4 protein-coding genes are annotated in these 2,585 nt (G+C 62.9%); 1 reads left to right on the forward strand and 3 read right to left on the reverse strand.

Annotation, left to right across the window (positions count from 1 at the left end):
• Positions 1-383: methionine adenosyltransferase domain-containing protein (locus tag Q0349_RS12235; RefSeq protein ID WP_298081297.1), on the forward strand; the 383-nt coding region annotated here is incomplete at its 5' end.
• A gap of 70 nt (positions 384-453) precedes the next feature.
• Here the strand turns inward: Q0349_RS12235 and fabZ are convergent.
• From fabZ to Q0349_RS12250, 3 genes are read right to left on the reverse strand one after another with little or no spacing between them, the layout of a single operon-like run.
• The gene (fabZ, locus tag Q0349_RS12240) at positions 454-936 is read right to left on the reverse strand and encodes a 3-hydroxyacyl-ACP dehydratase FabZ (protein ID WP_366916326.1); all 483 of its coding nucleotides are present in this window, start codon (positions 934-936) and stop codon (positions 454-456) included.
• Positions 933-1,910, reverse strand: coding sequence for a UDP-3-O-(3-hydroxymyristoyl)glucosamine N-acyltransferase (lpxD, locus tag Q0349_RS12245; protein WP_298081298.1), 978 nt, complete (start codon positions 1,908-1,910; stop codon positions 933-935). The genes fabZ and lpxD overlap by 4 nt, the downstream gene beginning before the upstream one ends.
• A complete protein-coding gene (locus tag Q0349_RS12250) occupies positions 1,907-2,533 on the reverse strand; it encodes an OmpH family outer membrane protein (protein WP_298081299.1) in 627 nt (208 codons plus the stop codon). Before Q0349_RS12250 ends, lpxD begins: the two co-directional genes overlap by 4 nt.
• Positions 2,534-2,585: the final 52 nt, after the last annotated feature.

The raw sequence follows: 2,585 nt of genomic DNA on the forward strand, positions 1-2,585 counted from the left end.
CGGCTCCGCACGGCGGCGGCGCATTCTCCGGCAAAGACCCGTCCAAAGTGGACCGCAGTGCTGCCTATGCCGGACGCTACGTCGCCAAAAATATCGTTGCCGCCGGACTCGCCAAGCGCTGCGAAATCCAGGTGTCTTACGCTATCGGCGTCGCCGACCCGACCTCGGTCATGGTCAATACCTTCGGCACCGGCACCATTCCCGACGAAGAAATCGTCAAGCGCGTGCTGTCCGTCTTTGACCTCACCCCTTACGGCATCATCGAAATGCTCGACCTCATCCGTCCGATTTACCGCCAAACTGCCGCCTACGGCCACTTTGGCCGCGAATTGCCGGACTTCACCTGGGAAAAAACCGACCGCGCCGCCGCGCTGAAAGGCTGATTGTTCCAGAGTGCAAAAAAACCGCCGGAGGATAAAACCTTCGGCGGTTTTTTTGTTCAAGGAATATGGATCAACTGCCGCCGCGGCCGGCGGTGGTGCACATAATTTCTGCTTCGCAGACGAGGGTGCCTTCAACGCGCGCTTCGGCAGTGAACGACCAGATGCCACGGCGGGAGCGGATGATTTTGATGTCCAGATGGAGCTGGTCGCCGGGGACGACGGTGCGGCGGAAGCGTGCCTTGTCAATGCCGACGAAGAAGTAGATGCCGTCTTCTTCGGGTTCGTCCGGCAGTCCCAGTTCGCGCCGCCCGCTTTTGACGCCGAGGATGCCCGCTGCTTGCGCCATGGCTTCTATGACCAGCACGCCGGGCATGACGGCTTTACCGGGGAAGTGTCCCTGGAAGAAGGGTTCGTTGGCGGTAACGTTTTTGATGGCCTTGATGTGGCTGCCGATTTCGACTTCGGTAATGCGGTCAATCAGCAGGAAGGGGTAGCGGTGTGGCAGGTAGCGGCGGATTTCTTCGATGTCCATGGCAGTGGTGCTGGGGTTCATGGTTTGTCCTTGGCGAGCAGTTTGAGGGTGGCAAAGAATTTTTTCCATTGGCGCGCGGGCATGGCGGGGATGCCGGAGGAGTACACGCCGGGCGCGGTCACGCTTTTGCTGATGGAGCTGTGGCCGGTGAATTGGGCGCCGTCGCAGATGGTGATGTGGCCGGTGAAGACGCAGGCACCGCCGACGACGCAGTATTTGCCGAAGGTGACGGAGCCGGCGATGACGGCGGAGCCGGCGATGACGGTGTGGTCGCCGATGATGACGTTGTGGCCAATCTGGATGTGGTTGTCGAGTTTGACGCCGTTGCCAATCACGGTGTCGCGCACCGCGCCATGGTCGATGGTGGTGCAGGCGCCGATTTCGACGTCATCGCCGATACGGACGCCGCCCAGTTGGGCGACGGGCAGCCATTGGCCGTTTTCAAAGTTGTTGCCGAAGCCGCGTTCGCCGATGACGGCGTTGGCGAGGATGCGCGCGCGCGCGCCAGTGGTCGTGCCTTCGAGCAGGCGTGCGCCCGCGCCGATGTGGCTGTTGGCGCCGACGCGCACGCCGGGAGCAATGTAGGCGAGCGGTTCGATGCGGCAACCGTCGCCGATTTGTGCGCCTGCACCGATGACCGCACCGGCGCCGATGGTGGTGTTTGCGCCGATGGTAGCGGTCGGGTCGATGTGTGCCTGCGGCGAGAGGGTTGGCGGCGGCGGGGGCGGGGCGAAGCTCTCGGCGAGTTCGCGCCAGGCGCGTTTGACGTCGGCGACGATGATTTGCGCGGCGCGGGTGTCTGGTGCGGCTTCCGGGACGAGGACGGCGGAGAGGGCGGTAGTGGCGAGGTATTGGCGGTAATGATTTTCGGCGAGGAAGCCGATTTCGCCGGGTTGGCCGTCTTGCAGGGTGCCCGCGCCGTGGATGGGGATGGCGGGGTCGCCGATGAGGGTGCCGCCGAGGCGGGCGGCGATGTCGCCGGTGGTCTGGCTCATGGTTTTTCTGCCTTGCGCTGTAAGCGGGTGATGACTTGTTGACTGAGGTCGGCGCGTTCGCTGACGTAGAAGACGCCGATGTCGTTCAGGATGATGTCGTAGTTGGCTTCTTTGGCGAGGCTGATGATTTCGTCGCCGATCATTTTTTGCAGTTTCGCCATTTCTTCGTTGCGGCGGACGTTGATGTTGTCGCGGTAGTCGCTGTCGCGGCGGGCGACGTCGCGCCGTTTGTTGATGACTTGGCGTTCGTAGTCGTTGTAGTTGTCGCCGTGTTGCAGGGTTTCGAGCTGGCGCTCCATGCTGCGCAGTTCGCTTTGTGCTTGCAGCAGCGCGTCGCGTTCGACGCCAAATTCGCGTTCGAGCCGTTCGTTGATTTCTTCGCGCTGTGGCGCGGCGGCCATGATGCGGCGGAAATTGACGAAGCCAATGCGCAGGTCGGCCGGATCCACGACGGCGGTTTTGTCGGTGGCAGGCGGGTTCGCGGTTGCCGGGTTGACGGTGGTGTTGTCCAGGGTCGCGGTGGCGGGCGGTTCGGGGATGGTGAGGGCGGGGTCTGCCGCGTTGTTTTGTGCGTGCAGGGGGAGGGCGATGGCGAGGAGGAGGGCGAGAGGTTTACGGTTCATGGTGCGGGTTTCCGCGTGGTTTTAGCGGGGCTTGTTGCTGGTGGGGGCTTTG

The organism is uncultured Cardiobacterium sp. (genome assembly GCF_938028185.1).
In the GTDB taxonomy this organism is placed as follows: domain Bacteria; phylum Pseudomonadota; class Gammaproteobacteria; order Cardiobacteriales; family Cardiobacteriaceae; genus Cardiobacterium.

Excerpts from the sequence above, each read along its gene's own strand:
- Q0349_RS12250 (WP_298081299.1), bottom strand. The coding sequence starts at position 2,533 with ATGAACCGTAAACCTCTCGCCCTCCTCCTCGCCATCGCCCTCCCCCTG.
- lpxD (WP_298081298.1), bottom strand. The coding sequence starts at position 1,910 with ATGAGCCAGACCACCGGCGACATCGCCGCCCGCCTCGGCGGCACCCTC.
- fabZ (WP_366916326.1), bottom strand. The coding sequence starts at position 936 with ATGAACCCCAGCACCACTGCCATGGACATCGAAGAAATCCGCCGCTAC.